17 protein-coding genes are annotated in these 23,012 nt (G+C 54.0%); 11 read left to right on the top strand and 6 right to left on the bottom strand.

The window, feature by feature from the left end:
- Positions 1 to 31: 31 nt before the first annotated feature.
- A complete protein-coding gene (locus tag HMPREF2554_RS01615; protein ID WP_013398683.1) occupies positions 32 to 1,285 on the top strand; it encodes a glutathionylspermidine synthase family protein in 1,254 nt (417 codons plus the stop codon).
- Between the two features lie 142 nt (positions 1,286 to 1,427).
- Here HMPREF2554_RS01615 and HMPREF2554_RS01610 read toward each other — a convergent pair whose 3' ends face one another.
- The 6 genes from HMPREF2554_RS01610 to HMPREF2554_RS01585 form a co-directional block, all read right to left on the bottom strand.
- Positions 1,428 to 3,179 (bottom strand): DUF885 domain-containing protein, encoded by a 1,752-nt coding sequence (locus HMPREF2554_RS01610; RefSeq protein WP_041321711.1) that lies wholly within the window; start codon positions 3,177 to 3,179, stop codon positions 1,428 to 1,430.
- 159 nt (positions 3,180 to 3,338) lie between these two features.
- Positions 3,339 to 5,768 carry a restriction endonuclease gene (locus HMPREF2554_RS01605; protein WP_115333579.1) on the bottom strand — a complete coding sequence of 810 codons (2,430 nt, stop codon included), beginning with the start codon at positions 5,766 to 5,768 and terminating at the stop codon, positions 3,339 to 3,341.
- 163 nt (positions 5,769 to 5,931) lie between these two features.
- A complete protein-coding gene (locus tag HMPREF2554_RS01600; RefSeq protein WP_013398686.1) occupies positions 5,932 to 6,975 on the bottom strand; it encodes a restriction endonuclease in 1,044 nt (347 codons plus the stop codon).
- A 165-nt stretch (positions 6,976 to 7,140) separates the two neighbouring features.
- Positions 7,141 to 7,524: an acyl-CoA carboxylase subunit epsilon gene (locus HMPREF2554_RS01595; protein ID WP_013398687.1), complete on the bottom strand. Its 384-nt coding sequence runs from the start codon at positions 7,522 to 7,524 to the stop codon at positions 7,141 to 7,143.
- Positions 7,525 to 7,619: 95 nt separating this feature from the next.
- Positions 7,620 to 9,218 (bottom strand): acyl-CoA carboxylase subunit beta, encoded by a 1,599-nt coding sequence (locus tag HMPREF2554_RS01590; protein WP_041321712.1) that lies wholly within the window; start codon positions 9,216 to 9,218, stop codon positions 7,620 to 7,622.
- Between the two features lie 262 nt (positions 9,219 to 9,480).
- Positions 9,481 to 9,765: a YciI family protein gene (locus HMPREF2554_RS01585; protein WP_004006185.1), complete on the bottom strand. Its 285-nt coding sequence runs from the start codon at positions 9,763 to 9,765 to the stop codon at positions 9,481 to 9,483.
- A 158-nt stretch (positions 9,766 to 9,923) separates the two neighbouring features.
- Between HMPREF2554_RS01585 and HMPREF2554_RS01580 the strand changes: the two genes are divergently transcribed.
- From HMPREF2554_RS01580 to HMPREF2554_RS01535, 10 genes are all read left to right on the top strand, one after another.
- Positions 9,924 to 10,910, top strand: coding sequence for a biotin--[acetyl-CoA-carboxylase] ligase (locus HMPREF2554_RS01580; protein ID WP_041321713.1), 987 nt, complete (start codon positions 9,924 to 9,926; stop codon positions 10,908 to 10,910).
- Positions 10,911 to 10,912: 2 nt separating this feature from the next.
- A complete protein-coding gene (locus tag HMPREF2554_RS01575; protein WP_013398691.1) occupies positions 10,913 to 11,404 on the top strand; it encodes a PH domain-containing protein in 492 nt (163 codons plus the stop codon).
- A 165-nt stretch (positions 11,405 to 11,569) separates the two neighbouring features.
- A complete protein-coding gene (locus HMPREF2554_RS01570; RefSeq protein WP_013398692.1) occupies positions 11,570 to 12,739 on the top strand; it encodes an adenylate/guanylate cyclase domain-containing protein in 1,170 nt (389 codons plus the stop codon).
- On the top strand, positions 12,724 to 13,644 hold the full coding sequence (locus HMPREF2554_RS01565) for a PP2C family protein-serine/threonine phosphatase (protein WP_013398693.1): 921 nt from the start codon (positions 12,724 to 12,726) through the stop codon (positions 13,642 to 13,644). Before HMPREF2554_RS01570 ends, HMPREF2554_RS01565 begins: the two co-directional genes overlap by 16 nt.
- A gap of 129 nt (positions 13,645 to 13,773) precedes the next feature.
- The gene (gene ligA / locus HMPREF2554_RS01560; protein ID WP_244864886.1) at positions 13,774 to 15,924 is read left to right on the top strand and encodes an NAD-dependent DNA ligase LigA; all 2,151 of its coding nucleotides are present in this window, start codon (positions 13,774 to 13,776) and stop codon (positions 15,922 to 15,924) included.
- Positions 15,925 to 16,733: 809 nt separating this feature from the next.
- Positions 16,734 to 17,429, top strand: coding sequence for a transglycosylase family protein (locus HMPREF2554_RS01555; protein ID WP_172461385.1), 696 nt, complete (start codon positions 16,734 to 16,736; stop codon positions 17,427 to 17,429).
- A 259-nt stretch (positions 17,430 to 17,688) separates the two neighbouring features.
- Positions 17,689 to 17,985 (top strand): Asp-tRNA(Asn)/Glu-tRNA(Gln) amidotransferase subunit GatC, encoded by a 297-nt coding sequence (gatC, locus tag HMPREF2554_RS01550; RefSeq protein WP_004006192.1) that lies wholly within the window; start codon positions 17,689 to 17,691, stop codon positions 17,983 to 17,985.
- Positions 17,986 to 17,994: 9 nt separating this feature from the next.
- Positions 17,995 to 19,590 (top strand): Asp-tRNA(Asn)/Glu-tRNA(Gln) amidotransferase subunit GatA, encoded by a 1,596-nt coding sequence (gene gatA / locus HMPREF2554_RS01545; protein ID WP_013398695.1) that lies wholly within the window; start codon positions 17,995 to 17,997, stop codon positions 19,588 to 19,590.
- Entirely contained in the window at positions 19,590 to 21,095 is a 1,506-nt protein-coding gene (gene gatB, locus HMPREF2554_RS01540) for an Asp-tRNA(Asn)/Glu-tRNA(Gln) amidotransferase subunit GatB (RefSeq protein ID WP_013398696.1), read from the top strand. The genes gatA and gatB overlap by 1 nt, the downstream gene beginning before the upstream one ends.
- A 240-nt stretch (positions 21,096 to 21,335) precedes the next feature.
- The gene (locus tag HMPREF2554_RS01535; RefSeq protein WP_244864673.1) at positions 21,336 to 22,970 is read left to right on the top strand and encodes an ATP-binding cassette domain-containing protein; all 1,635 of its coding nucleotides are present in this window, start codon (positions 21,336 to 21,338) and stop codon (positions 22,968 to 22,970) included.
- Positions 22,971 to 23,012 lie beyond the last annotated feature (42 nt).

The following is a 23,012-nucleotide window of genomic DNA, read 5'->3' as shown; positions in this document are numbered from 1 at the left end:
TCAGCGGCGGTGTCTTATCACGAAAGATAATATGAAACGCGAAGAATTTCCGGTGGGACGCCCCGGCTGGGAACAAACCATTATTGACGAAGGCCTGACCTATAGCGTCGATGGTCCACACGATCTGCAGCACTATTGGAATGAGTATGCGGCCTATGTTTTTACACCCGCAGAAATGACCAATCTGCGGGACCAGGCGCGTGAGGTTCATCAAATGTGCCTGCACGCTATTGAGCGTATGGCATCTGGTGCCTACGGAACGCTCGGTCTTCCCGAAGCCGCCTTTAACCTGGCTAAAGAATCGTGGAACCGCCACGAACCGGATTTTTACGGTCGCTTCGATTTCATCTACTCCGGGGTGCCCGGCGATCCTCTCAAACTCCTGGAATACAACGCCGATACCCCAACTGGCATCGTTGAGGCCGCTATCAGCCAAAAGACTTGGGCGAGCGATCAACGCCTCGATACCCGCGGTTACGTGCACTGGGGTGAAATTGGTGAGGCTTTTACCGAACGCTGGCGGCAAATGTTTGCGTACGATCTCTCTCATGGGCGTTCGCCACGACTGCACTTAGCGAGTGTAACCGAAGAAATCGATGTTAACGATGAAGACTATAACAACCTCTGGCTTATAGCCCATGCCGCCAATCGTGCGGGCCTGACCACGAAGCTTATCCGTATCGACGAGGTTATTTTCGATGAGACCCTAAAAATCTGGAAAGACCCTGAGGGAGAACGCATCGAGAACCTTTTTAAGCTTTATCCCTGGGAAGATATGGTGACCGATAGCGAAAGCGGTTACGATAAGCTGCTCTTCGCCTACCACGATATGATGAACCGTTGGATTGAGCCCGCATGGAAGATGTTCCTGTCGAATAAGATTCTGCTCGCCGCTCTATGGGATTTATATCCCAACCATCCCAACCTCTTAGAAACCCATGTAGGCACGCGAGGCGGTCTGAAGAACTGGGTGCGTAAACCGATATTTGGCCGCGAAGGCGATGGTATTGAGATCAATGCTCCCGATTATGATGTCTTTGTGCGTGATGAGGACGATGACCACTTTATCAACGTACCTGAAAGCGAATTTGTATATCAGGATTTTGTTGCCCCGCCGGTGTACTCGGGGATTATTAACCGCACTAACCTGCCGATGCTGGGCATCTGGATGGTCAATGGCGAGGCGGTCGGTATGGGTATTCGCGAATCGGACAGGCCTATCACCGACTACGAATGTCGTTTCGCCCCGCATCTTGTACAGGTCAAACCGAACCTTATTCCCTAGCTGATGCGCCGCGTTTAACCACACTAAAACCCGTACACTTTGCTGTATGTTCATAGGTTTATGTACGATACGCAGCACAATATACGGGTTTTAGCGCCAGCTCTCTAGGGTTTAGCTTTATTCCCCGGTAAAGCGCAGGGGTTTAATCATCGTCGTCGTCATCCTCATCATCGCTATGGGGCATGACCTCATCGGTGAGGGCGCGTCGTAGCGTATCGAGCCCTACTGAACCGAGCATAAGAGCCTTCGTGTGGAACTCACGTAAAGACAACCCATCACGAAGCGCATCGTCTCGAAGTTGAAGCCACAAACGTTCACCCACCTTATAGCTGGGCGCCTGCCCGGGCCACCCTAGATACCGCAAAAACTCAAAACGGATAACGCTCTCGGTACCCTCTAGATTGAGTTTCAAGAACTCGTACCCCAGCTCAGGAGTCCACAAGGTACCTGGTGCAACCCCCAGCGGTTCAGCCCAAGCATCGGGGATCGGAAGCTCACAGTGCACGCCAATGTCGAAAACCACGCGGGCGGCGCGCATCCGCTGACCATCCAACATGCCCATACGGTCTCCAGGATCGGTCAAGAACCCGAATTCTTCCATCAGGCGCTCAGCGTAGAGCGCCCAGCCTTCACCGTGCCCGGAAACCCAGATCAGCTGCGAGCGCCATTTATTCATGCTCTCACTCATGACCAGCGCAATAGCAGTTTGCAGATGATGCCCCGGAACGCCTTCGTGGTACACCGTCGAAGTCTCGCGCCACGTGCCAAATGTATCGTCGCCCTTAGGAACAGACCACCACATGCGCCCGGGGCGCGAAAAATCGGGGGAGGGGCCGGTGTAATAGATGCCGCCCTCATGGGTAGGGGCGATGCGGCATTCCAGACGCAGCATTGGACCGTCAAGATCAAACTGGGTACCTGCGAGCTCGTGCACCGCGCGGTCCGAGAGCGACTGCATCCACTCGCGGAGCGCATCGGTTCCGTGCAGAGTGCGTGACGGGTCGGCATCCAGGATCTCTTTGGCACGTTCAATCGATGCTCCGGGTTCGATCTCTTCGGCAACCTGCCGCTGTTGAGCGATAATGCGGTCAAGCTCCTGCACACCCCATGCATAGGTTTCATCAAGATCGACAGAAGCCCCCAAGGATGCCCGAGAATGCAGGGCATAGAGTTTGCGGCCGACCGCATCCTGCTGGGGAGCTGCCGGGAGCAGCACCTCGTGCAAGTACGTCCTGAGCGTGGCGTACCCATCTTTTGCCGCTTTAGCACCCCGCCGCGCCTGCTCGGCAAGATCCGGTACCGCCTGAGTAATCTCGGCGGCAAGCTCATCGAAGAAACCGTCCTCGGCGATATACGCGGCGATCTGCTCGATAACAATCTCTATCTGTCGACGCGGTGAGACATAGCCGGCAACCCGAGCCGTATGCAGAGTCTGAACAAACCCGGTGATCGCCTGCGGAACGTTGAACAGACGCCCGGCAATATTAGCCCAATCCTGCTCGGTATTTCGCGCCATCAGATCGAACCCGCCGCGAATCTCTTGAGGAACCGAAACAATGTTGTTTAACTGCCAGCCGCCCAGTCCGGCACGGTGGCTCTCAAGACTAAGCCCCAGACGCTCCTGCATGGCATCAAGAGTCACAAGATCAACATCGTCTATGGGAATGACCTGATCAAGTTTCTTGAGGGTTGCTCGCACTAACTGTATGTAGGCTTCCTCCCCGGCGGGGGAATAGTCGCGAAACTGAGTCGCGACACCCGTGCGCCCCTGCTCCGTTGCAATGACGGGATCTAAATCTAAAACCGCTTCGTAGAATTCGTTGGCGATGTGATCGACGTCGGTCAGCGCTCGCTTTACGTGGTAAATCTCCGGAATTTCGTGGTGAATGCTCATACTTTTCATACTAACGTAGCGTGGCATACAGCACGGCATTATTGCGCTGTATGTCCAGTACGTGAAGCGCCGAAACTTACGTACACCGCATACGCCGCGACGGCGGCTGAGCAATCCTGAGATTATCAGCCACCGTCGCGTGAGGGGTACTTAAGATAATTACGATGCAGCGGAGTCAGAACCGCCGAAATACGCATCATCGAGCTCTATCGTCCCGGGCACCCGACCGTCACGAATACCCAAACGATGGGCAATTAGACGGTTCATGAGCTCGTCGCCCGCGATAAGATCCACCAGAATATGCGGGTACTTGGTGGAGCATCGAATGTACTCATCGTATGCATCATCACCGAAAGTTCCATCCGTGATAAATGCACCCAGTTGACCGCCCAATTGCTCTAGAGAGAGGTACAGGTTGGTAATATCCTGTACGCTGACCGCACCGTCGGCTGAACGCTGAGCCCGCACATAGAATGCACGGTCGCGTTGCCCACCAGAGGGGTAAGCAATAACCTGAACACCCTGTGAAGCATCCGCACGTTCAGCCGTATATCCGCGTACTGAGAACAAGTCTGCCGCAATATCGGTGAAACGGTCCTTCGTCACTGCCTGCAGCTGGGGCTGAAGAAGAGCACGTTTGAAGACATCGCGGTAGCGCCTCTGCGCATCCTGCACAGCATTCCTTGCGGCTTCGACGGCGCTGAGAGCGTCCGAAGGCGCATCCGACGACTGCTCTACACCGGGTGTCTGAGACGGTACCGGCGCAGGTGTCTGGTAGGCGGGGGCAGGCTGGGTGAAGGACTGCGAAGCGTAAGCTGCCGAAGAAACACCCGAACCGCCCTGTGCCTGGGCAATGTTCTGCGGGGTCGCCTGAACGGGAGCACCATAGCCCGAGCGGGAACCTGACCCGTAATGCCCGCGCGAATTCTGGTAGGAATAGGAATCCTGAGGATGTTCTCGCTTCTCATACGGTTTACGGCCAGTATTGAGCGCAGCCGCGATATCCTCGGGAAGTTTGTGTCGAAGTGCCTGCTTCTGAAGCGGTACGATACGCGCGGCAACAGTCTCCGGAATACCGTTGGGGAAGCGCTCCAAAAGCTCTATGGCGCTCTGCGTGAGTGTATACCGTTCGGGATCCTTACGAGAAAGCCTACCGCTCTGCCCACCATGAACTTGCAGATAGCCTTCCTGTTTCAAAACCTGAACCGCAACCGCGTACCGGTTGCGCACGCGAGGAGTCGTATTGGAGCGATGCGGCGCTAAACGAGCCTGCAGATACGGCAAATCCAGCGTGTCCTCAACCTTCGCGAACAGGTCGTAGAAATTGATATCCGGGTTGTCACGCACCAAGGTCAGAATATCGAAAAGCATATGATGCGGATGCGGAATCTGTTCCGCCGCCGCGGGATCGAGGAACGCACGGCGCATCAACTCGTCAATCGAGCCGTCCTCTACGCTATTAAGAGCATCGGCGTAGGCAGACCCCACCATGAAGACCTCTTGCTCATCTTCATCTCCCTCTTCAAGGTAACGGTGCGCCAACAGCACGTCATAAACATGCTCGCGTCCCTGCAAATACTCAGGAGAGTCTTCGTCTGCAAGCTGCTGAATCTCAGCATCCTGGGCAATAGCATGATCCACATCGGCCAGGGGCAGCTTTGCGTTCTCGCCTTTGGCGAGTACCGCATCCATGATGACGTGCCCCATACGAATGAGAAGTTTCTCATGGTGTTTAAGCTGATCCACCGTGAGCAGGGAGACGGGAGCATCATCGAAAATATCGCTGAGTGCTTGGGCAGGTACCCCGTGCGGGAAACTGTACCGCAGATTCTTACCCTCGGTCGTGAGCGCATATGCGATCTTATCGTGGTGCTCCTTAGGGCGCAGGTAGCCTGCATCAAGAAGCCCACGCACAGATTCGGCGCATGATGTCTCAAAAAGCTGCTGTTCCAGTTGGGTGAGACCGTACCATCCCTGCACAAAGCCACATTCGCGCATCACAAGCTCACGAAGTTTACTCTCTGTAACGCTCAGATGCAGCGGAATAACCGATAGGGCAATAGGAGCAATATTGCGCACATTAATTTGAGCCAGCAGTCGCGGATAGTAATCCTGCATATAGAACAAATGCGTGCCAATAATGGGATAGAAAAGATCCTCTAGAATTTCACGCTGTTCGTCCTCAGAGCGTTGAAGAAAATCAAGCCCACGTTCGCTCAAAGAATAGAGCAAATTTCCCGGATGCAGATTACTGAGCGATACATCAAGATAATCATGATTTACGAATGCGACAATAATTTTGTCAATCGCATCACGAAATAACACGGATTTACCCACCGCAATATAGCGCTGGGTCATGGTGAAACCTATTTCAACCCCAACTGGAGTGTAAAGTTCGGGAAAAAGCAGTTTCTGTCCGTGCTCATGTGCTCGTTCAAATTGGCGCAAAAGCGCTAATGCCGCTCGAACCGCAATATCACGGCAATCATCGCGGTACTCCTCTGGAATATCATCCCAGGAAAGCGCTTTAAGAATGTTATCTACCGGTGTTTTCTCATGCCGAAGCATGTTCGTATTTACGATGGTCACAAGTACCCCTGTTGATATCTATATTTACTGTTCTACTAGTATAAACGGGAAAAAGGAATAAGTGTATTCATCCAAAAGGATGAATTATGACAGGAAGGTGCGCAGAACTGCTGATCTAGCTTTGCGGTCTATTTATACAGGATTCTGCTGCCCTTCGAAGGTGTCACTCATGAGAATCCTGCGGAATTCCGCGGGAGAAGTACTCTTCATCAATTCTGTAGGTGCATTCTCCCGGAGCATGAATGACCCCCACACGGTGTCGAATCATCAGTGAAACTAAACGGTCACGGTCAACCAGAGCAATGCGGTTGCCCCCGGGAAGAGCTTCCATTTGTTGCGGAACCTGCGCAGCAAATTCTCCACAGGTAACAAAAACACCCTGTAACCCATTGTGTAAAAGAACTGCTCCAGCAAATTTTTGAATATCGCTGAGGGTTACTTTTGATGATCCGCAATAATGTTTTGCTTGAACATAGATAGGCGGAAAACAAAGTTCTTTAGGATAATGTACAAGAACATCAATCCCGTGATCGTTAGGGCCGCCTATAACTGCTGCATGAAAAGTCCCTAAAGAATTAAAGACATCTGCCACAATATATTCAAAATATGTTGGTGAAACAGCATAAATACGTTCGATAAGATCACCGGCAAAATCTGCCGCATATGCCGCCTGAGCCAAAATAAGATCGGGATGCGCATCCCGCAAAGACGCACCGGGACTCAATGGGGTGGTCATCGGGGTATACGAACTATGTTCGTGTTTATCTTGGGATGGGGTATCGTGGGAATCCAGCGTGTCTGGGTCCTTAGGAGCGCTTGCGTAAAGCGGAGTAAACAGTTTTTGGAGCTCATATCGAGCGCTTTGGGGAATGACGCTGCCGCGGCGCCGAATCTGCGCCGTTAGAATGTCGGCACCGGAATCGCTGAGCAGATAGCGAGTTTTCGAGGTTGTGGTTTTGGGAACGACCAGCACATAGCCCAGGCGAGCCATCGCCTGGAGAGTCGCCTTGACCTGGTGTATAAAAGCACCGGATTTGAGATCCTGAAGTTCTTCTTTGGTGCCTAAAGCGTGTGTTTGTTCAGAGAGGGACTGCGATATATCCGCCACGGTGCGGGGGATTGCACGACTAAGCCGCCGCAGAGCCGGCAGAAAAAGAATCTCAACGGCCTCAAGCGGCACAGCATAATTTTTGTATTCTTTAGACATATCTGAACCACCTTTCGGGCATTTTAGTGTGGTTCGCTATATATACCTAGTATATAGGGCATCTAAATATCTTCCAGAGAAGCCATACATATTTCTCTTCATATACGTCGAGCCTCGTACGTTATAGCGCACGAGACTCGATATTTTGCCGCAGCGACAGCAAGGTTACATCGGGCGAGCCCTACGCCACGATCCCGGGCCGGGACGCAGCGAAGCCCCCAGCCGCTGACGCCGGTTAAGCAAACGAGAAGCCGCCGTCAGAATCGAATTGTGCTCCTGCTGAGCCTGCGAACTCTGATATGAAGCTACCAATACGGTGAGTGCGGCAATCTCCTCAACCGTCGGATTACCCTTGATAACACGCAGCAGAGGCTGCTCGGAAGATTGTGAATCCTCCTGAATGTCCGCAGGATCCACGGTATCAGCGTGCGGGGCAGCCTCCGAGGTACCGTCCTGTGGTAAAACCTGATCAGCGGACTCTTTGGGAGTCGTATGAGCATCCTTCTTCTTCCCGAAAGAGAAATAATTCAGCGGATTGTAGCCTGCCACAGGCGCCTCCTGACAATAAATAACCGATAATGCAGTATCTTGGTGCGAACCCCGGTCAGTACTGCATCACAACGTGAACTAAGAGCGGTCAAGAACTACAGCGGAATATTTCCGTGCTTTTTCGCAGGCATAGCGGCACGTTTATCATGCAGAGCGCGAAGAGAAGAGATAATACGCACACGGGTCTCATGGGGGGCGATAACCTCATCCACATACCCCAACTCGGCGGCCTGGTACGGGTTCAGAATCTCTTCCTCATACTGCTCAATCAGCTCAGAACGGCGTCCCTCAACATCTTCGCCAGCCTCCGCAGCTGCGGCAAGATCACGACGATAAAGAATATTGACCGCCCCCTGACCATTAAGCACACCTACCTGGGCGGTAGGCCACGCCATGTTAATATCGGCTCCCAGCGTTTTTGACCCCATCGCAATATATGCGCCACCAAAAGCCTTGCGAGTAATGATTGTAATGAGCGGTACAGTCGCCTCCGCATAGGCGTAGAGCAGCTTAGCACCGCGGCGAATAATACCGTTGAACTCCTGATCCGTACCTGGCAAGAATCCGGGAACGTCCACAAACGTCAAAATCGGAATATTGAAAGCATCGCAATTACGCACAAAACGCGCAGCCTTCTCAGCGGCGGCAATATCGAGACATCCCGCAAACTGTGTAGGTTGATTTGCCACAATACCCACTGTGCGACCCTCCACACGGGCATAACCAATCATGACATTCGGGGCGAATAACGCCTGAAGCTCGAAGAAATGCCCATCATCAACCACGGACTCGATCACATCGCGCATATCATAAGGCTGATTCGCAGAATCGGGGATGAGAGTATCAAGATCCAGATCATCCACCACGACCTCAAACTCCTGGTCATGATCCAACGGCAGCGACTCTGACAGGTTATTGGAGGGCAAGAATTCCAAAAGCTCCCGCACGAAATCGAAAGCGTCTTCTTCATCTTCGGCAAGGTAAGCACTCGTGCCGGTTATTGCATTATGCTGACGGGCGCCGCCCAAGGTTTCCATGTCAACCTGCTCACCGGTGACCGCCTTAATAACGTCCGGACCCGTGATAAACATATGCGAGGTTTTATCGACCATCACAATAAAATCAGTGAGCGCGGGGGAGTATGCGGCACCACCTGCGCAGGGACCCATAATAATTGAAATCTGTGGAATAACACCCGAAGAACGCACATTCATCCGGAAAATATCGGCAAACAGCGCCAGAGAGGCCACCCCCTCCTGGATGCGAGCCCCGCCGCCATCGTTAATGCCGATCACCGGGCAGCCATTCTTGAGGGCAAACTTCTGCACCTTCACGATCTTCTCGCCGTTCACCTGCGAGAGCGAACCCCCGTACACCGTAAAATCTTGAGAATAGATAGCGACAAGACGCCCATCAATGGTGCCGTAGCCCGAAACTAAGCCGTCACCGAGCGGTTTTTTCTTGTCCATACCGAAAGCCGTGGTACGGTGGCGAGCTAAGGCGTCAAACTCTACAAAAGAACCCTCATCGAGAATCATGTCGATGCGCTCGCGCGCCGTATTCTTACCGCGTGCATGCTGTTTATCTACAGCTGCCTGCCCGCCGGGGGCAAGGGTCTGCTCGCGACGAGCATAAAAATCGGCGAGTTTACCGGCGGTCGTACTCAAGTCGTATTCCTGAGCGTTCTCAGACATGTATTCCTCGATTCGTGCGGCACGCATCATGGGTAGAGGGTGTTTATGACGTGCGGTGTCGATACAGATAGTAGGTTTTCTCAGGCTAGAAAAGCTACCCTATCAACTATAGTGTGCGGGGCGGTCATGGTGCCAGGTACCCGCGTATTTTCGTTATACGTGTTGCCGGTCAGATTCCTATGCCCCATCGTGATAAACCCGCCGGTTCGTTGCCTGGTGAGGGCACAAAGCGGCGGGTCGAAAACGGTACTGAGGGGTAAAACTAGCGGATGCTGCCCAGAACCGGGTTCCATTCGCCGATAGTGTAGGACTCGACGGCACCGCCAATTTTCATGGGGTCGTTCTTGACGATGGTCTCGGCGGCATCAAAAGAATCAACTTGAGCGATTAGGAGAGCACCTACGGACACCGAGTCTTTCAGAAGCGGACCGGAAACTACGATCGTACCTTCCTGAACGCGTGTAGAGAGGTATTCACGGTGCGCCGGACGATGTGCATCCTGAAGGGCTGGGTCTCCGTAGACGTAAGAAATGACATAGTATGCCATGGCGGGTTCCTTTCCTGTGGTATTTACCGGTGGTTATCTGTCTCCAAGGGTACGCGCAGGGCGTAGACCCCAGTTACTCTACTATCTCACACCCGTACGAGAGCTCAGCATCACGAAGTACAGAGTGTACAAGGCTCCGAGCCACTATGATGGTACATATGTCGCTACCAGACCAGAGGCCTGCAATCCTTGATCCGTCCCGTATTCTCCCCGAAGCACGTGAGGCAGGGTACAGCTTCGTGCGCGTTTACGATGTTGTCGATACGACAAACACCGAAATTGTTCGGCGCCTTACACGCGGGGAACCGTGCGAACGTACCGAATTGGGGGAATTGTCGGTTTTTACCACCCTTTATATGACTGCCGGAAAAGGACGTATGGACCGCGCGTGGACAGCTCCTGCGGGTACTTGCTTAGCCACCAGCATTGTGGTGCGCCCCCATGCGGGTATTGGGCAACAACTGCCACCCACAAGCTACCATTGGCTGACTATGCTTGCCGGGCTGAGCGTGCTTGATGTCTGGCGTGAGTTGGGGCTTGATGCCGCCTTGAAATGGCCCAATGATCTGGTCATTCAAGGTCGTAAGGCATGCGGTATTCTCGCCCTGCTTCTGAGCGAACCGGCTCAAGCGCCGGGGAGGAAAGAGCGCCTGAGCATTGTCGTGGGGATTGGGCAGAACCTGAATATGCGTGAAGACCAGGTGCCTGTACCGACCGCCACGAGCGCTCTTATCCAACGCGGTGAACCCGTTGATAATCATGTGGTTTTGAACCGTATGCTGACCATTTTTGCCCGTCGCTATCGTGAGTTTGTAAGCGTTGGGGGAGACCCCCAAAAAACTTTGCTGTGCGGACGGTCTCTGCTTGATCAGGCACGTGCCGCCACGGTGACGCTGGGAGCCGAGGTATCGGTGCACCTTCCTGATGGACGCATCGTCACCGGAGTCGCAACCGATCTTGATGCTCAAGGGCGCATCCTAATTCGTGATACAACCGGTGCCGTGCAGGCCTATTCCGTAGGAGACATTGAACATTTGCGTCCGGCGGATGGAAGCTACGGTAATTTTTATCCTGCCCTTAGACAGGAAGATTCTCCAACGCTAACACCGTCTGAGATAACCCCTAATACTTCTGCAAAGGCATAAGCATGAAACTGCGTGGCAAACTCTACCCCGGCGAACAGACCATTATCTTGACGAGGGCTCATCCCGGCGCTCTTGTGGGAGCCTTCGTCTACCTGCTGGTGGCCTTTACCTCAGCAAGTTTTGCCTCGACCGCACGATCATCGGGGCTGCTCTTCTGGGCGGGCAGTGTGGTAGCTGCGGTTACCGCTCTGGTGGCTCTTCGTAAGATATGGCGCTGGTCTGTCACACGATACGCTATCACCACGCATCGCATCATGATTATTAAGGGTCTGATGCGCCGTAATGCTGACATATCCTTGCTGCTTGACGGCATGGGAAATCGTTGGGTTTCGCAGAGTAGCCTGGGTGCTTGGATGGGGTACGGATCTTTCCATGTTGATTATGCAGGAGGGTTTCGGCACCAGCTTATGCACCTTCCAAACCCCGAACGGTTCCGGAATATTGTCGAGCATGCCTGGCAGGACTACTATCCGTTACGTGTTAGTTATGTTTAGGGTCTAGCGGGCGAGATTTTTGCCTGGTAAGGGTAGAATAATGTGGGCAAGCATACTTTTTATGTCTGCCCGGAAGAGCACACGGGTATTCTTAATGTGAAATATTGCACCCGAATACAGTGTGCTGCATATATCCAGGGGACAAGGAAGGAGAACTCAACGCCTATGACTCATGAGAGCCTATCTGGCGATAGCGTTGAGGCTACCCCGTATAAGAATCCCCGAACGTTGGGCCCCGAAACCCAGATGTTGAATCTGCGTATTCTGCAGAACCTGGCGCAAAACAATATTTACCGTGACGAAACCTCAAAAGAAGGCGTGCGCGTGCTTGAACGCGCCCTGCTGGGAGAGGGCCGCCGATATAAACCCCGAGAAGCCGCTGCTGCCGCGCAGATGAGCCTTGAAGATGCTCGCCGGATCTGGCGCAATATGGGTTTTCCTGATATTCACGCTGCCGATCCTCATTTCACGGAACTCGACGTCAGTATGCTCGAAGACCTGGAGAATCTCAACCGAACGAATCTTGTTGCGGAAGAGAGCATTGTCTCTTTGACACGGTCCGTAGGGCAGCTGACCGATCGCATTGTGGCGTGGCAGATTGAAACGCTGGTGCACGACATTATGGATCGTGATGGTGTAGACGATGCGCAGGCACGCCGTCAGCTTCTTTTCCGTCTTGCAGATCTCATGCCGGTTCTCGAAGAACTCGCTCTCTATGCTTATCGTCGTCAAATGTATACGGGTGTTCTTCGTCTCGCTCTGCGCGAGAATAAAAAGCTGGGGCCGGAGCCAGCTCAGCTTCCCCTCGTGCGGGGTGTAGGTTTCGTTGATTTGGTGTCGTATACCTCCCTGGTTCGTAACCTGAGTGCCCCCGAATTAGCGCGTCTTATCAACCGTTTTGAGCAAAGCTGCCTCGACATTATTGCTCCGAGCGGCGGGCGCATCATTAAGACTCTAGGCGATGAAGTTTTCTTCCTCACGGAGGCTCCCGAGGCTATCGCCGAGATCAGTCTGAAACTGGCGGAGCAAATCGGAAAAGACCCTGAACTGCCAGAAGTGCGTGTAGCATTTATTTGGGGCGAGGTCCTGGCGAATCGTGGAGATGTTTATGGTTCGAGCGTAAACCTTGCTTCACGGCTGGTATCTCTCGCGGAACCTGGTTCTGTGCTGACCGACAGCGAGACCGCCGAAACGCTCAAAGAGTATGGCGACCGCTTTACTCTGACGTACCAAGGCACACGCAACGTGCGTAGCTTTGGTAATGTAGACCCTGTGGCGGTTACGCCCGGCGCTAGTTACATAACGGAGAACGATACATCATGGCAACTCCCTTGAACCTGACCCTGCGCACCGGTGGTGCGACTCATCGTGGGGCTCATCGTGACAACAACGAGGACTCGATGGCTGTAGCGGGGTCTCTATGCGTGGTGGCCGACGGTATGGGCGGTCACGAAGCGGGAGAGGTCGCATCGCGGTTGTGTGTACGTCAGCTGGCGTATTCGCATTTTTTTACTCGACCCGGCGGTATGAGCGAAGAAGAACAAGAAAACTACCGCCAGCGTGTCGAAAAGATTAAACAGGACTACCAAGATAAAAATTCAAAGCAACGTCATCGTCGTTTAACAAATGAACTGAACCATGAAATTGTGCGTGCCCTTGATCGCACACGTGAGATTTTGGGTGAAACGAACGACAGTATTAAAGATGCGCTCTCGCGTTCAGGCGGTACCACCGTAACCGGCGCGTGGCTTACCAATATAGGTCAGCAGTACCTGTGGGTTGTCTTTAATATTGGCGATTCTCGTACATACCGGTTGATGCGTGAAGACGATGGTATTCACCATGCTGAAATGGAACGCCTGCCGGGCAACGAGGGCAATGTATCTCTTGAGCAGGTCACTACTGATCACTCTGAGGTTCAATATTTGGTGGATGAAGGGCAGATTACTCAGCTTGAAGCCCTAACGCACCCGCGCAGAAATGTGATTACCCGTGCACTAGGTACAGGTAATTTTTGGGAACCCGATTTTTGGGTGCTTCCCGCACGAGTGGGCGACCGTCTGATGCTCTGCTCGGACGGTCTTTCTGGCGAGCTTTCCCATGAATATATGGCGCGTGTTCTTACCTCTATACGTCACCCGCAAGATGCCGCCGATGTGCTACAGCATGAGGCGTTGCGCTCGGGTGGTCGCGATAATATTACCGTGATTGTTGCTGACGCCATAGAAGCGCAAGACTAGTCTTTCCCCGTGACATTAACCGGCGCATCGGGGAGAGCGAACGGTTAGACTAGTGGGGTGACTGAAAATCTTGCTGAAACTCCCGCATCCCTTGACCGTGCCCTCAAGGCGCTAGATTCGAGCGCTGAGCTGACTGATACTATTCGCGCCGAATATGCCGAGCTGACCGATACTATTCGCACCGCCCGGCATGACTACTATCAGGAAGATGCCCCGACTCTCTCAGATGCCGAATACGATAGGCTCTACCGCAGGCTTGAGCAGATTGAGGCACAATATCCCGCGTTGATTGCTAACGATTCGCCTACCCAAGAGGTAGGTGGAGAAGTCAGCGAGGCTTTTTCGCCGGTAACCCATCTGGTACGCATGTACTCCCTTGAGGATGTTTTTTCTCTTGAGGAGCTTCGGGCATGGCTAACAAAGGCCGAGGAAAATACCCGTCTTCTCACCGGCACCGCACCGCAGTGGCTTACGGAGCTGAAGATTGATGGTCTTGCGGTCAATCTGCTGTATCGTAACGGTGTGTTGGTGCGTGCGGCTACTCGTGGTGACGGTACTACGGGTGAGGATGTAACCCATAATGTGCGCACTATAGCCTCAATCCCACAGAAATTAGCGGGGGAGAACCACCCGGCGGAGCTTGAAGTACGCGGCGAGGTTTTCATTTCATCGGCAGACTTCAAGAAACTCAACGAAAAAATGGTGTCTGAGGGGAAGAACCCGTTCGCCAACCCCCGAAACGCCGCGGCAGGATCCCTGCGTCAGAAAGACTCTGCCGTGACCGCTGAACGCCCTCTGAGTATGTATGTTCATGGCGTGGGCTCGCGGACCGGGTTAGATGTGAATTCCCAGTACCAAACCTACGAGCAATTGGCCGCTTGGGGGCTTCCCACCAGTCCATACAGCAAACTTTTTACTTCAGTCGATGATATTCTTCGGTATATTGCCGAGTACGGTGAAAAGCGCCATTCTCTGGTGCACGAGATCGACGGCATTGTCATCAAGGTCAATGACTTTGTAGCGCAGACTCAACTGGGGTACACCTCGCGAGTGCCGCGCTGGGCTGTAGCGTACAAATACCCGCCCGAAGAGGTTAACACCAAGCTTCTCGATATTCGCGTGGATGTTGGGCGTACCGGTCGCGTGACCCCCTATGGTGTGATGGAACCCGTGCTTGTCTCGGGCTCTACCGTTGAACGCGCAACCTTACATAATCAGGATGTGGTGAAGGCTAAGGGTGTGCTTATCGGAGACACCGTGGTTCTTCGTAAGGCTGGCGACGTGATTCCCGAGATCGTGGGGCCTGTTGTTGCTCTTCGTAACGGTCATGAACGCGAGTTCGTTATGCCCACCGAGTGTCCTTCCTGCGGTACGACGTTGGCTCCCGGTAAAGAGGGCGACGTCGATATGCGCTGCCCCAATTACCGTTCCTGCCCGGCGCAGCTGACCGAGCGCATCTACTACGCCGCGTCGCGGGGTGCTTTCGATATTGAAGCACTCGGCTTTGAGGCGGCTAAGGCGTTGACAGCTCCCGCCGAGCCTGAGCAGCCTCCGCTCACGAGTGAGGCGTTCCTCTTCGATCTCACCGCCGAAGATCTACGCGATGTGAAAATTCGCCGCGAGAAGAAGGTCAAGGGGGTGGGTACCGGCAAGTTTGAGCTTGTTCCATACTTCTATACGAAGCCCACGAAAGCAAAGCCAGACCCTGTTCCTACGAAGAACACACAAAATCTCTTCGTAGAGCTTGAGAAAGCAAAATCGCAGCCTCTCTGGCGCGTGCTTGTGGCCTTATCGATTCGCCATGTGGGGCCAACCGCGGCGCGAGCCCTTGCCACCGAATTTGGCTCTATGGATGCGATCGCCCAGGCTGACCGGGACAGGTTAGCGGCTGTTGATGGTGTGGGCGGCGTTATCGCCGATTCGATTATCGAATGGTTTGCAACGGATTGGCATCGCGAAGTTCTTGCCCGTTGGGCGGATGCCGGTGTGCGTATGGAAGATGAGCGTGACGCGTCAATAGAACGCACGCTCGAAGGCGTAACCGTGGTTGTGACCGGAACCCTTGTGAACTATAGCCGTGACAGCGCGAAGGAAGCGATTATCGTGCGGGGCGGGCGTGCCTCCGGGTCTGTGTCTAAGAAGACCCATTTTGTGGTTGCCGGAGCCTCTGCGGGGTCAAAACTCGATAAGGCCGAGGCCCTGGGAATTCCGGTTCTTGATGAAGACGGGTTTACGAAACTTTTGGCCCACGGGCCCGATGCGCTAGCACCGGGGGAGTAGGACTCTTACTCCGAGTTATCTACCAAATAACGGCGAAAGGTTACGCTGTAGCTGGTATTTGGTGTGGGGTAGCGCAGCTGCATGATGTACTGCGATGAAGGTCCTGAAACCCGGTAATAGAGTTGTTAACGCCCGAAAATAGCTCTATATGGGGTGACATAAGCACATAATCTCCCAAAGACCGTGCATATATGCTAAGGCGCGCCAGCGCGCCGCAGAGCTGTTAAGCGGGTTGGGCTCATGTCGTCATGAACCCTTAAAACACGCCGCAAGCGAAAAATTTTTTAAAAAATTTTTAAATGGGTGCAGGGTCACTATTACGAAATGATAAAGCCCACCCCCAGAAACAGAATATAGAAGAGTCGTTCTTGTATGCTTCCTTGGTATGGCAATGGATGAGTAGGAATCGAGGTTTTAAAAGTTTGAACTTAGCCTACCCTGAGTTAATTTACCTGGGAGTTCCCTGTGAGAACTCAGAACGCTTGCTGGGAGCATAGAAGAGGTTGGAATCTTGAGTTTTCTCAGCTATCTTTATCTGCAGAACGATTCCTTTATTGGGAGTCAATCAGAAATTTAGTTTTGGGACCGGAAACCCCAAAACGATGCCCGGTTCTACCGCACGTCCCCACGTGAGGATGCGCCTCTGCCGTCTACCCCGCAATACGCGACTATGGTGGAAGCGCGAATCACGTGGATAGCCGCTCACATGGTAGAGCCTCGACAAGTAATCAATTTGTTAAAACGGGTGAGCGGTAACGCTATGAAGCTCCGGGGACGGAGTGAGCGTGGATGGCCTTATTTGGAGCATTATGAAGAACACTTCCGCAATCCGCCGTACTGTTGCTGCTCTCGCTATTGGTGGTGCAGCTGCAGCCGCTGCCGCGCCTGCTGCAAACGCAGCACCGGCATCCACCTGGGATGCTTTGGCACAGTGTGAGTCCGGTGGTAACTGGGCAACCAACACTGGCAACGGTTTCTACGGTGGTCTGCAGTTCACCCAGCAGTCCTGGAACGGTGTCGGCATGTCCGGTTCCCCCATGAACGCTTCCCGTGAACAGCAGATTGAGGCAGCAGAGCGTCTGCTTGCACAGCAGGGCTGGGGCGCATGGCCCGCATGCTCCTCGAAGCTCGGTCTGTCCGGTAACGCAACCCCCTCCTACACCGATCCCGGTGCAGCTCAGCAGGAGGTAGCACCTCAGGCACAGGCTCAGCAGTCCTACTCCGAGCCCGTTCAGGAAGCAGCACCTGCTGCTCCCGCACCTACGACTCAGGCTCCTGCTCAGGAAGCTCCCGCAGCACCTGTTCAGGAAGCAGCACCTGCAGCTCAGGCACCCGCAGCAACCGCTGCTGGCACCTACACCGTGCAGTCCGGTGATACCCTCTCCGGTATCGCTGCTCAGCTCGGCGTTGCTGGTGGTTACCAGGCAATCGCAGCTGCTAACACCGACGTTGTCTACAACGTTGACCTGATCTTCCCCGGTCAGGTTCTGAACATCCCCGCATAATTTAGGGAGTTCACCTTAACGTAGACATATGAGCCCCACCTTCCTTCGGGAAGGTGGGGCTCATATACGTCTAGGCACGATACTGCCCTTTACACTTCAGACTTATGAATGCCAGAGCGAAAATCTATTCTGTGCAGGCTATAGGTTTGGAGCCCCTGCAAATCTAAAAACTCTCTCGCTAGATCACCGATACGTCAGCATACCTGCGAGCCGGCGGGTACACTAGATAGAGAATTGAAAGTATACCTAACGGAGAATCATGTCTGCCATCACCACCGAGCAGGTTAAGCACCTTGCCGAACTGGCACGCATCGAGATGACCGAGGACGAGCTCAATGCTATGGCGGCAGAGCTCGATATTATTGTCAGCTCGATGGAGCATCTGTCTGAAACCGTCACCCCAGACATACCCCCGACCAGCCATCCGATTTCGCTTCAGAACGTCTTGCGTGAAGATGTTGTGGGGCAGACCCTCACCCAGGAAGAGGCGCTTTCAGGTGCCCCCGATGCGCAGGATGGCAAATTCCGCGTGCCCGCAATTCTCGACGAAGACTAAGGGGAAGACGTGAACGAACTTATTGTGCTCACTGCGGCTGAAGCCGCTCAAAAACTTGCAGCCGGTGAGATTTCTGCCGTTGAGCTTACCCGGGCGCATATAGATCGCATTGAAGCAACCGATGGCACCCCACTCAGCGAGAGCCGCGCTGACGGTAAAAGTGGTCTGAACGCTTTCCTGCACATCAACCGTGAGGAAGCCCTGGAGACCGCGCAGGCTGTTGATGCTGACCGTGCGGCAGGTCAAGAGCTGCCCGCGCTCGCTGGTGTACCCATCGCCGTTAAAGACTTGATCGTCACAAAGGGACAGCCCACCACCGCCGGATCGCGCATGCTTGAAGGATGGATGAGCCCCTATGACGGTACCGTAACTCGCAAGGTGCGTGCAGCACGCATGCCAATCTTGGGGAAGACTAACCTCGACGAGTTTGCTATGGGTTCCTCGAATGAGCACTCGGCATTCGGCGTAGTTCGTAACCCATGGGCGCTTGATCGTGCCCCCGGCGGCTCTGGCGGCGGATCTGCCAGCGCTGTTGCGGCTTTCCAGGCTCCCTTAGCTCTTGGAACTGATACAGGCGGATCTATTCGCCAGCCTGCTTCCCTCACCGGTTCTGTAGGCGTAAAACCGACCTACGGTTCGGTATCCCGCTACGGCGTAATTGCTATGGCATCTTCGCTTGACCAAGTAGGTCCCTGCGCTCGTACCGTGCTCGATACCGCGATGCTTCACGAAGCTATCGCCGGTCACGACCCCATGGACTCTACCTCTTTGAATGAACCAGTCGGTTCTTTTGCAGCTCAGGCTCTTGAGGGTGCCAACCCTGAATCCCTCAAAGGGATGCGCATCGGCGTTATTAAAGAACTCGGTGGCGGTTCCGGCAGTGGCTTCCAACAGGGCGTTCTTGACCGTTTCCACGACGCACTAAAGCTGCTGGAGAAGGCTGGGGCTGAGGTTGTAGAAGTTTCCCTTCCCTCGGTAAAGGAAGCGATTAGCGCCTACTACATGATTATGTCCTCCGAGGTATCTTCAAACCTGGCAAAATACGACGGTGTGCGGTACGGCCTGCGCGTTATACCCGAAGACGGCCCGGTGACCATTGAGCGCGTCATGGCAGCTACCCGCGAAGCTGGTTTTGGCGACGAGACTAAGCGCCGCATCATTTTGGGTACCTATGCACTATCAGCGGGTAACTACGATGCCCACTACGGTGCGGCATTGCGCGTGCGTACTCTTATTCAGCGTGATTACACCGCGGCTTTTGAGAAGTGCGATGTGCTGGTTTCTCCGACTTCGCCAACGACCGCCTTCAAACTGGGTGAGAAAACTAAAGGTGACCCCATGGCGATGTACTTGGGCGATGTGGCAACCGTGCCGGTAAACCTTGCAGGGGTTCCTGCGATTTCGCTTCCGGCAGGCGTTGCTGACGAAGACGGATTGCCAGTGGGCATACAGTTCACCGCCCCCGCACGCGAAGATGCACGCCTGTACCGAGTGGGTGCCGGTTTGGAAGCGCTTCTGAACGATACCTGGGGTGCGCCGTTCTACACCCGCATTCCCAACACCGAAAATCTGATTAGCGACTTTGACTTTGGGGGTACCAAGTAATGAGTGAAGAAGTCCTCAGCTTCGAAGAAGCCATCGAGAAATATGATCCGGTGCTTGGTTTTGAGGTGCACGTAGAGCTCAATACAAACACCAAAATGTTCGATGCCGCTCCGAACGTTTTCGGGGATGAACCGAACACCAATATCACCCCGGTCTCGCTTGGGCTGCCCGGTGTGCTTCCCGTGGTGAACAAGGTTGCAGTTGAATCAGCTATTAAGCTGGGTCTTGCCCTGGGATGCGATATCGCACCTATCTCGTATTTTGCGCGTAAAAACTACTTCTACCCGGACTCCCCGAAGAACTTCCAGACCTCGCAGCATCACGGTCCTATAGCTGAGAACGGCAAGCTGGATGTAGAACTCGAAGACGGAACCGTCTTTACCGTTGAGATTGAGCGCGCGCATATGGAGGAAGACGCCGGTAAGCTCACCCACGTGGGCGGCGCCGACGGGCGCATCCAGGGCGCGGCATTCTCGCTGGTGGATTACAACCGCGCCGGTGTGCCGCTAATCGAGATTGTGACCCGCCCGATTGTGGGCGCTGGCGAGCGTGCACCCGAACTGGCACGCGCCTATGTTGCGGCGATTCGTGAGATTGTCAAAGGCTTGGGTATCTCGGATGCTCGCATGGAGCGCGGTAACGTGCGATGTGACGCAAACGTTTCGCTCATGCCCAAGGGGAGCGAGAAATTCGGTACTCGTTCGGAGACGAAGAACGTTAACTCCCTGCGCTCGGTGGAACGTGCGGTACGCTATGAAATTCGCCGTCACGCTGCTATTTTGGAGCGTGGCGAGAAAATTCAGCAGGAAACCCGCCACTGGCATGAGGATACCCGCGAGACTTCATCAGGGCGCCCCAAATCTGATGCCGATGATTACCGCTACTTCCCGGAACCCGACCTGGTGCCCGTGGTACCCGAGACGGCGTGGGTTGAAGAGCTGCGTGCAAGCCTGCCCGAGCCTCCTGCGGAACGTCGCCGCCGGTTGAAGGCGGAGTGGGGATACTCAGATGAAGAGTTCCGTGACGTGGTCAATGCCGGTGCTCTTGATGTTGTTGAGCAGACTATTGCCGCTGGGGCTAGCGCATCCGCTGCCCGCAAGTGGTGGATGGGCGAGATTGCGCGCCAGGCCAAGCAGGCCGAGGTTGAGCTGACCGCGCTGGGTATTGAACCTGTAACCGTGGTGGAGCTTGAGACCCTGATCGCCGAGGGCAAGATTAACGACAAGATTGCGCGTAAGGTACTGGAGTATGTGCTCGCTGGCGAAGGTAAGCCTGCCGAGATCGTTGAGGCTCGCGGCCTTGCCGTGGTTTCTGATGACGGTGCGCTCACTGCCGCCGTTGAGGAGGCTTTGGCGGCCATGCCGGATGTTGCCGATAAGATTCGTGCCGGTAAGGTTCAGGCGGCCGGTGCGATCGTTGGCCAGGTGATGAAAGCTACCCGGGGCCAGGCGGATGCGGCTCGCGTGCGTGAGCTTATTCTGCAGGCCTGCGGCGTGGAAGGCTAAAACCGATCCAACCCAGATAAGGCTCTCTGTTTGAGGGCTAAAAGGCTCTTTATGTGAATCAAGCGTTTGAAACTCCGCTGTATTCACATAAAGAGCCTTTTTACGTTGCAGCATGGGACAGGCAATAGCAGACATGCGGTGCGTTTAACCCTACGGTAAAGTAGTGATGAACAACATAGTGGGTGAGAGAGAGGAACACCAATGAAGGTTATGCGCAGCCTAAGACCCAGAACCCTTGTCATGCTTACAGCGTTGACCCTTATCTTGTCGGCCAGTTCGGTTCTTGAGAGCGTCATCATCAAATACTTGACTGATGCGGTCACATCTTATGACCACATCCTCTTTGCGTGGATGCTTGCGGCTGTGCCCACATATCTTGTCGTTGACGCGTTTCTCCATTATGTACGCCAGTATCGTGCCGCTCTCGCTGGGGTGCAGATTCAGAATAATCTGCGTGCAGAACTGTTCCGCCGCATCGGGCTTTCTCCCGTAGCGCGGCTGACGGGCAGGAGCTCCGAATACTATTTTTCGCAGTTCACGAGTCAGCTTGAAAGCATTAAAACCAACTATATTGACGTTATTTTCTGGGGCGGATACCTCACCGCGCAGCTTATCTTCGCCATTGTGGCTGCTTTTATTCTGAACCCGTTCATGGCGTGCGCCGTTCTTGCGCTGAGCCTGCCGGTGGGTTTGATGCCGATGCTGACTCGAAAACGTATTGGTACCGTGACGAAAGTTTATGCTTCGCGGACCGACGCATTGAACGAGGTTAGCGGTGATGCTCTCCGCAGCGCTTTGGGGTGGAAGATTCTGGGCGCATACTCATTCGTGGCTAAACGCTTTTCTGAAGAATTGAGTGAATGGTACGTGGCGGCGCAGAGCTATCAGCGCACGCAGGAACGTGTAGACGCCGTCAATAGTATGTTCACGAAACTTCTGTATTTGGGAACGTGGCTTGCCGGTGGGGCGTTGGTGCTCTTGGGGCTATCGAGCGTGGGCGAGGTGGTCGCTTTTGCCCAGTTGACCGGTATGATTTGCATGCCGCTGTTTATGTCTACAGGTTTGCTGACCCAGTATTATGCAGGTCGTGAGATTATTCGCAAGATTAATACGGAAGTACCCGCTGTGGAAGATTACCGATCGGGCGAGCCTCTCACACTGGACGCGATTACCTATCGTGACGTCAAGCCGTTGGGTGAAAAGTCGGCGGGCTATGGCGTGAGTTTCATATTTGAGACGGGTAAAAAGTATCTGGTGATTGGCGCATCCGGCTCGGGCAAATCTACGCTTTTCAAACCTCTTTTTGGAAATCACCCCGAATACAGTGGAACTATTGAGGTACACGAAGATGGGCAGACGCGCGATCTGCGTGAGATTGCTGAACAGGATATGCATGCTTCCCTAGGGCTGCTTGCGCAGGACAGTCATCTGCTGCACGATAGCCTGCGCGAAAATGTTCGCCTGTATGATCCGTCGGTGCCGGATGTGCAGATTCTCTGGGCTTGTGAGCGCGCAGGTCTGGGCGAGTGGGTTTCCGCTAAGGGCCTTGATTATATGCTGAGCGACGATTTGAGATCGCTTTCTGGCGGAGAGAAACAGCGTATCTTGCTCGCACGTATGCTCTTGCACGAACGCTCTTTCTATATTGTGGATGAGCTCACCACTGGGTTGGACCACGCTACGGCGGGACGGGTTGAGCGTGCTCTTTTCGAGAGCATGGAAGGGTTTGTTTACATTACGCACCGTACGGTTCCCGAGGTTTTGGAGGCGGTCGATGAGGTACTTGTCATGGAAGACGGCGAGCTTGTAGCCTCCGGAACCTGGGATGATGTGCACGCGGCCGCCCTAGAACGCGGGCTTGTGGGACATCCCTGATAACCTGCTAAAAAGGCTCTTTATTCCAATAAAGCGTATTAT

Source organism: Rothia sp. HMSC071F11, from assembly GCF_001809115.1.
GTDB classification, from domain to species: domain Bacteria; phylum Actinomycetota; class Actinomycetes; order Actinomycetales; family Micrococcaceae; genus Rothia; species Rothia dentocariosa.
Note: the sequence above shows the minus strand (reverse complement) of the source record. Positions and strands in the feature narration are given on the sequence as shown.

Excerpts from the sequence above, each read along its gene's own strand:
- HMPREF2554_RS01615 (WP_013398683.1), top strand. The coding sequence starts at position 32 with ATGAAACGCGAAGAATTTCCGGTGGGACGCCCCGGCTGGGAACAAACC.
- HMPREF2554_RS01610 (WP_041321711.1), bottom strand. The coding sequence starts at position 3,179 with ATGAGCATTCACCACGAAATTCCGGAGATTTACCACGTAAAGCGAGCG.
- HMPREF2554_RS01600 (WP_013398686.1), bottom strand. The coding sequence starts at position 6,975 with ATGTCTAAAGAATACAAAAATTATGCTGTGCCGCTTGAGGCCGTTGAG.
- HMPREF2554_RS01590 (WP_041321712.1), bottom strand. The coding sequence starts at position 9,218 with ATGTCTGAGAACGCTCAGGAATACGACTTGAGTACGACCGCCGGTAAA.
- HMPREF2554_RS01585 (WP_004006185.1), bottom strand. The coding sequence starts at position 9,765 with ATGGCATACTATGTCATTTCTTACGTCTACGGAGACCCAGCCCTTCAG.
- HMPREF2554_RS01580 (WP_041321713.1), top strand. The coding sequence starts at position 9,924 with ATGTCGCTACCAGACCAGAGGCCTGCAATCCTTGATCCGTCCCGTATT.
- HMPREF2554_RS01575 (WP_013398691.1), top strand. The coding sequence starts at position 10,913 with ATGAAACTGCGTGGCAAACTCTACCCCGGCGAACAGACCATTATCTTG.
- HMPREF2554_RS01570 (WP_013398692.1), top strand. The coding sequence starts at position 11,570 with ATGACTCATGAGAGCCTATCTGGCGATAGCGTTGAGGCTACCCCGTAT.
- HMPREF2554_RS01565 (WP_013398693.1), top strand. The coding sequence starts at position 12,724 with ATGGCAACTCCCTTGAACCTGACCCTGCGCACCGGTGGTGCGACTCAT.
- HMPREF2554_RS01555 (WP_172461385.1), top strand. The coding sequence starts at position 16,734 with ATGAAGAACACTTCCGCAATCCGCCGTACTGTTGCTGCTCTCGCTATT.
- gatC (WP_004006192.1), top strand. The coding sequence starts at position 17,689 with ATGTCTGCCATCACCACCGAGCAGGTTAAGCACCTTGCCGAACTGGCA.
- gatB (WP_013398696.1), top strand. The coding sequence starts at position 19,590 with ATGAGTGAAGAAGTCCTCAGCTTCGAAGAAGCCATCGAGAAATATGAT.
- HMPREF2554_RS01535 (WP_244864673.1), top strand. The coding sequence starts at position 21,336 with ATGCTTACAGCGTTGACCCTTATCTTGTCGGCCAGTTCGGTTCTTGAG.